We start from the raw sequence: 6,323 nt of genomic DNA on the forward strand, positions 1-6,323 counted from the left end.
ATTCAAGATTTTTCTCTTTAACTTTTACATCTCTATATTCTATTAGCAAATTTTCATAATGCATTTACAAAGCCCGCCTTAATTATAAATCTTCATCCTGAAAAATAAAGTCAATGTATTTTAAAACATCCTTCATTTTTTCTTCTGTGATGTCTTTTCCTTCAAAGTGAGCAGCGATTGTTTCAATTGCTTTAGATGTTTTTTCATTTGATTTTGGATCTTCGTGATTAATACCCATTATGTAATCTGGAGACGCGTCAAAAAAATCAGCAAAAATTCTTACTGTATCCATTTTTGGTTCAGCTAAATTATTTTCGTATCTAGAAATCATACTTTTACTTATTTTTGTTTGATATTTATCATTAATTTGTTTTGACAGTTGTTCAATGCTAAGGTTTTTTGATATTCGTAAGTTTTTTAAGACGGTTCCAAATGAATACATAATTAATTTCTCCTTTTGATATTATTCATATCTAATATACTATATTATTAATTCCTATTATGCAACATAAACACAAAAAATATTCCTGTAAAGGAACAAATTTTATTGATAGATAATTTTTATTAATCTATACTGAAATTGTTCCTTTATAGGAACGTTTGAGTGGAGGTGAAGAGATGGCAAATGTAAATGACTCAATATCACGGAGGCATCTACCTTACAATAAGATTAAATCTTTTTTAGTAGAGCATAATATTTCTCAAAAGGAAGTTGGGTTGTTAATTCAAAAGAGTCCTAGTGCAGTAAATCAAAAGTTAAATGGAACGGGTAGTGATTTTTCACTGGAGGAAGCACGATTGATGGCAAGTTATTTTGGAATACCACGTGCTTATTTTTTTGAAATGAAAGTTCCTAAAAAGGAACGAACGGTAGGTGATTGAATGCTTAAAATTGAAATTGATGAAATTGAATTAAGGGAAATTTATCTTAAACAGATTAAAGAGAAGCTTAAAGAAATCGATACTGAACTTCTATTTTGGGATTCAAGAGAATTAGAAAGAAGGACTTGTATGAGTTGGAATACCATTCAGAAGGAGTTCTTTTTTGAACCCGGCTTCCCAAAACACAAGGTAGGGGGTAAATGGTACTTCCCTGCAAAAGCTACAAAAGAGTTTTTATTATCTTGGATTGATTTAAGAAATTAAAGGAACACTCCTAATTAGATGTATTAAAAAATAAAGGAGGTTGAGTAAATGGAAGTTCCAAAGAAAACACATGTAATAGGAAATACAATGATTACCATACACTCACCACTTGTAAATATGAATGAAAGTGAAAGAGAAAAATGGTTTACTCATGAATTTGAAAATGGCAATCCCGTTATTCTTAATATTGTTAATACACTTCAATATTGGTACGGAAAATAATTAGCCTTTAAGGCTTATCTTTTTAGATAGTATGCGAAATTTGTTGAAATGTATTAGTTCTAAAATCAGAAAGGACGATCTAAATGTACGTAATAATTTGCAAAGGCAAGAATTCTACTCCAATCATTTCAATGTTTGATGACGATATAGATGCTTTGAATAACATCAAACATTTAGCTGAAAATGGAGCAACAAATATCACACTTGCTAAAGAAATAGAGTTTGAGATTGAAAGAAAGGTTAATGTAAGGCTTGTTTGAAATCTAAAGCTTGAAGGGAGGTGAGTTGATTGCACCTAATAGGAGCGATGATATGTATTTCTTTGTTGTTGGTGATCTCGGTCATAATCATTGATTCAATAATTAGGAAGGCTCTCGTTCGATTATATGTAAAGAAAGGGTGATTACATGAGTCAGTTAAATGTCATTGAAAAAGATGGACAAAGAGTATTGTTAACAAGTCAATTAGCTGATAGTTATCAAACTGATACCAAAATGATAAATCGAAATTTTCAAAGAAATGCTGAAAGATATATTCAAGGTAAACATTATTTTGCTCTTACTGGTGAAGAATTGAAAGCATTTAAAGGTTCACGTCAATTTGACGCCAGCCTTAAATATTCCTCGGTATTGTATCTTTGGACTGAGAAAGGTGCTTTTCTACATGCTAAATCACTTAATACTGATGCAGCCTGGTCAGTATACGAAAAACTGGTTGATTCGTATTTTAGCAAAGTAAAAGTTTTATCTGAGCAAGAGCAATTAATTGCATCTATGAAAATGTCTATTAAAACAGCAGAAGAAGTGTCATCCATGAAAAACGATATTCAATTTATTAAACAACAAGTTAATGATGAACTTACTTTAAATCATGGACAACAAACGGCATTACATCATCAAATTAAAGTCCGAGTGGAAAGTATTAAAGAAGACTATGAGCTTACAACACGAGAGCTTTATTCACAGCTTCACAGCCATTTAAGAAGGGCTTTTCTAGCTCCAAAGTATATCTTTGTGAGAAGAAAAGATTTTGATGAGGCTATGGCTTGGGTAAAAGCATGGAGGCCACTTGTATAAAAAGAAAAAACTGACATTGCCGTGTCAGTCCTTAATAATAGATTTATGTAGCCAATTATATACCGTAAGTTGACTATTGGTTACAGAAATATTCGTTAGGAGGACTAAAATGACGATTTTCAGACAAGTCCATACGACTTTTTGGAATGACGTTAAGGTTCAAGAAGAGTTTACACCGGAGGATAAGTACTTTTATTTATATCTTCTAACTAATCCTCATACTCGACAAATCGGTGTATATCAAATTACAAAGAAGCAAATTGCTTTTGAAATGGGTTACTCCCAAGAAAGTATTGCAGCATTATTACAGAGGTTTACAGATCACCATGAATTAGTTACTTATGATGATAGTACGCGTGAAATAGCAATTTTGAACTGGGGCAAATACAACTTAGGGCGAGCTGGAAAACCTATAGAAGATTTAATAAAAAAAGAATTGAATTTAGTTAAAAATTATTCTTTACTTTTACCAATTTTTAATCATATTAAACAGAAAAACATAAAAAACATTTTCATAGAATTTCTTTCTTCAAAAGGTATTATTGATTCGTCCACGACTCGTCAAGGAATCGTACCACGGCAGGTGGACAATAATAATAAGAATAATAATAAGAATAATAATAACAATAACAATAATGTAGTAGTCGATGAAATAAATTTCACTCATATTGTTCATTTTTATGAAAGTAATGGATTTGGCACAATAGGATCTTTTATTTCTGAAAAGATTCACATGTGGTGTGATGATTTATCAACGGATTTAGTTATAGAAGCTATGAAACTAGCAGTGGGAAACGGTAAAAAGACATTTAGTTATGTAGAAGCTATTTTAAAAAGATGGCATGAACAGAAACTATATACATTAGCAGATGTAAAAGCACAACAACTTGCTTTTGAGGAACAGAAGAGCAAACAAAAAAATTTAAATTACCTCCCAAAACGAGAAGAGATCATTCCAGAATATATTAAAAATCCTCAAATAGAAGAGAGTCAAACTCATGATCCTGAGTTTGAAAAACGGAGAGCTCAACTACAAGCGAAATTGAAAGAAAAATATAAAAAGTAGAAAGTGAGTGGTTGATTTGCTATTAAAGAATGCTGTTGATGAACGTAGAAGCTACTTGCAGCATCGTTTATGTGATTTAGGTTTTAAAGAATTAACTGGTTACGAAACATTAGCTGATTTAGAACGAATGTATATCAGTGCTATGTGCGAAAAGGAAAATCCAAAGCATTCTCTTGATAAATATTGGTGTAGTGATGAGCGAAAAAAATAATAGTTTAAAAATCTGTGAACTTTTAGACGTTTGTAGAGAGTGTGAATTTTACTCCACCTTATATAAGAGAAATTCGAGTAGTGAAGTATGTAATAAGTGTGATGTTTATCATGATCTATGTAATTTAGGTAATCAAATCTGGGGACCTAGAAAAACGAATAAATTTTCGCTTGAAATCGAAAAGTACAAGAATTTGAGAGATCAAGGTTTAACAGATGTTGCAGTTGCTGAAAAGTTAAAAACAAGTGTTAGCACCTTAGTCAGCTGGAAACAAAGGAAAAAACAAGAACTTACTAATCTTGGCTTATATAGAAAAAGTAAAGCAAAGTCCTAATCATAAGATAAGTAGCAAACAACAAGGGGATGACTATTAGTTGAAAACAGTTCAACCTATACGTGATCTAAAGAAAATCGCAGAAATGAAAGAAATGTTAATGAAACAGCATTACCGTAACTATTTTTTGTTTGTCATGGGTATCAATACTGGATTAAGAATAAGTGATCTTCTCAGTTTGACAGTATCGGATGTCAAAGAGAAATCTCATCTGATTCTTAATGAAAAGAAGACAGGAAAATATAAACGGTTCAAAATTAACAAGGAACTTCAAGATCATATTAGGGAGTATATTCAACAATTACATGAAGATGATTACTTATTTAAATCATTACGAGGGCAGCAGGCAATAAAAAGAGTACAAGCTTGGAAAATATTAAATAAAGCAGCAATAGAAGTAGGTATATTGGAAATTGGTACACACACTCTTAGAAAGACGTTTGGTTATCATTTCTATCAAAAATACAAGGATATAGCCATACTTCAGGAGATTTTTAATCACTCTTCTCCAAGTGTTACTATGCGATATATCGGAATAAATCAAGACATCATAGACGAGGCAGTGGACGGATTTAGTCTATGAAAGGAGATATGTTGCTATGGCAAATAAGGCTAAAGCAAGAAGACGAATGAATAAAGCATTAAAGCGAAGCAAAAGAGCGCGTTTAAATCGGGCTTTTCGAAACATCTTTGTGAAGAGCGGATTTCTAGATAAATAGAATTTGTATTATGTTTCCTAAAAAGTATTGAGGGAGAAGAATAATGGGTGAAAAAAGCATGGATCTTATCCGTGGATTGTCCATATACTATAATTTTTTAAGCGGATAAGAAAAATTGGTGAGACTGTTGATGTTCATGGAACACCACATCTACTAATCGGTATTGAACGGTTTAGTGTTGAACCTGAAGGAATTCGTGTTAATTATATATGTAAAAATCTAACTAAGCTGGATTACACAATTTCGAATCGTACTATTAATCCGGGAAACGAAGTCCTCTTGATCACCTCTATGAAATACGATGATGATAGATGGAGAAGTTTTTATCTTGGGAAGGTAGCTCCTATACGAGGAGAATTTTATAAAATTCTTGAATGGACTGATATATCTGTTAAAAGCACTAATATCAAAGTTGAAATGACAGGGAAACCGATTTATCCCATTTCTCCTAAGGAAGCTCGTTCAAGGTATATTCAAGAACGGAAAAACAAACTAGAATTTGAGGTTTTATAAGGGAGGAAAAAAGATGGGTACTTACTATGAAACAAAGCACGACGCATATAATTTGAAATTTAAAGAGCATGAAGTATTCAAAGATCAATTGGTTGTTGTAGATGAATCTGATTCAGCTTTTTTATGGTTAAACAAAGATACAGGAAAGGTTAGTTTCAGTGGGAAGTATTTTGTAGAAAGAACAGATGAAATTTTAAATGACAATGATGAACTAGAGCACATCATAAAACGTTTTAAAAGGGCAATTTCTTTTGTTGAAGAGATTGAACGCGATTTTATGAAATAGGGGAGGAAGAAAGTAATGAGTTATAACAAAACAAAAACGCCTTCCTCCCCTAGAGGAAGAAAGCGATAATTGCCAAAGCAAATCCTGTGAGTATCTTCAACGCTTTGTAGGAGATTTTAAAGTGGAACTCCATAAACCCACCTCCCCAGTGTCATAGTCTATCCCGGGCACGCCCAGGAACTGATTCATGAATAGGGATTAATAGAATTATAACTTTTATGGTAAAAATATTATATTTTTCAAGGAATATAGAAACACAAAAATTATAGAGTATGTCTTTCTATTATAACTATTGGAGTCTCGTGATAATAAGGTGTGCTGACACAGACCTTGTTCCCCCAGCGATAGGAGTGATAGTTAACGCCGTGAGATTACCAGCAGGATTTCGTACAGTGAGTATAGTATTTATGACTGTCGTTTGCACAAGAGCCATTCCTACTATCTGAGAAGTACCGGTTGCTCGTCCTACCACCGTAGGGGCTAAGTCATTGTCATTGAGAGTTAAAATCAATTGGCCTGGTTCTGTCACACTCACCTGAAACAAGATCTGATAAGTGCCAATTGCAGACAAGTTAAATGTACTGGGACCTGTACGGGTAATAGAAGCCCCACTAGTAGGTCCATCTTGCGGAAAACTTACATCTGTATTTGGAGCAACTGTTGCTGCATTATCAGGAGGCATCAACGCAAAAAAATCTGCAAAGTCTGATGTTCCTGTTGCTCCAGTATTTCCTTGAGGACCCTGAGCTC

At 32.8% G+C, this 6,323-nt stretch carries 13 protein-coding genes; 12 read left to right on the top strand and 1 reads right to left on the bottom strand.

Annotated elements, in window-relative coordinates:
• Window positions 1–82 precede the first annotated feature (82 nt).
• Window positions 83–442: a helix-turn-helix domain-containing protein gene (locus tag V7014_RS25030; protein WP_335511477.1), complete on the bottom strand. Its 360-nt coding sequence runs from the start codon at window positions 440–442 to the stop codon at window positions 83–85.
• Window positions 443–618: 176 nt separating this feature from the next.
• Here V7014_RS25030 and V7014_RS25035 point away from each other — a divergent pair, with 176 nt between their 5' ends.
• The 12 genes from V7014_RS25035 to V7014_RS25090 all read left to right on the top strand — a co-directional run bounded on the left by V7014_RS25035 (window position 619) and on the right by V7014_RS25090 (window position 6,310).
• The gene (locus V7014_RS25035; protein WP_335511479.1) at window positions 619–882 is read left to right on the top strand and encodes a helix-turn-helix transcriptional regulator; all 264 of its coding nucleotides are present in this window, start codon (window positions 619–621) and stop codon (window positions 880–882) included.
• Window positions 883–1,146, top strand: a complete 264-nt coding sequence (locus V7014_RS25040; RefSeq protein WP_335511481.1) for a group-specific protein — start codon at window positions 883–885, stop codon at window positions 1,144–1,146.
• A 48-nt stretch (window positions 1,147–1,194) separates the two neighbouring features.
• The gene (locus V7014_RS25045) at window positions 1,195–1,368 is read left to right on the top strand and encodes a hypothetical protein (RefSeq protein WP_335511483.1); all 174 of its coding nucleotides are present in this window, start codon (window positions 1,195–1,197) and stop codon (window positions 1,366–1,368) included.
• 83 nt (window positions 1,369–1,451) lie between these two features.
• A complete protein-coding gene (locus V7014_RS25050) occupies window positions 1,452–1,628 on the top strand; it encodes a hypothetical protein (protein WP_335511485.1) in 177 nt (58 codons plus the stop codon).
• A gap of 147 nt (window positions 1,629–1,775) precedes the next feature.
• Window positions 1,776–2,444: an ORF6N domain-containing protein gene (locus V7014_RS25055; protein ID WP_335511487.1), complete on the top strand. Its 669-nt coding sequence runs from the start codon at window positions 1,776–1,778 to the stop codon at window positions 2,442–2,444.
• Between the two features lie 109 nt (window positions 2,445–2,553).
• Window positions 2,554–3,510, top strand: coding sequence for a DnaD domain-containing protein (locus tag V7014_RS25060; protein WP_335511488.1), 957 nt, complete (start codon window positions 2,554–2,556; stop codon window positions 3,508–3,510).
• 7 nt (window positions 3,511–3,517) lie between these two features.
• A complete protein-coding gene (locus V7014_RS25065) occupies window positions 3,518–3,721 on the top strand; it encodes a hypothetical protein (protein ID WP_335511490.1) in 204 nt (67 codons plus the stop codon).
• Window positions 3,684–4,055, top strand: coding sequence for a hypothetical protein (locus tag V7014_RS25070; RefSeq protein ID WP_335511492.1), 372 nt, complete (start codon window positions 3,684–3,686; stop codon window positions 4,053–4,055). The genes V7014_RS25065 and V7014_RS25070 overlap by 38 nt, the downstream gene beginning before the upstream one ends.
• 40 nt (window positions 4,056–4,095) lie before the next feature.
• Window positions 4,096–4,638 carry a site-specific integrase gene (locus V7014_RS25075; protein ID WP_335511494.1) on the top strand — a complete coding sequence of 181 codons (543 nt, stop codon included), beginning with the start codon at window positions 4,096–4,098 and terminating at the stop codon, window positions 4,636–4,638.
• A gap of 427 nt (window positions 4,639–5,065) precedes the next feature.
• Window positions 5,066–5,287, top strand: a complete 222-nt coding sequence (locus V7014_RS25080) for a hypothetical protein (RefSeq protein WP_335511496.1) — start codon at window positions 5,066–5,068, stop codon at window positions 5,285–5,287.
• A gap of 13 nt (window positions 5,288–5,300) precedes the next feature.
• Window positions 5,301–5,573, top strand: coding sequence for a hypothetical protein (locus V7014_RS25085; RefSeq protein WP_335511498.1), 273 nt, complete (start codon window positions 5,301–5,303; stop codon window positions 5,571–5,573).
• Window positions 5,574–6,127: 554 nt separating this feature from the next.
• On the top strand, window positions 6,128–6,310 hold the full coding sequence (locus V7014_RS25090) for a hypothetical protein (RefSeq protein WP_335511500.1): 183 nt from the start codon (window positions 6,128–6,130) through the stop codon (window positions 6,308–6,310).
• Window positions 6,311–6,323 lie beyond the last annotated feature (13 nt).

Source organism: Bacillus sp. JJ722, assembly GCF_036963345.1.
GTDB lineage: Bacteria > Bacillota > Bacilli > Bacillales > DSM-1321 > Bacillus_AD.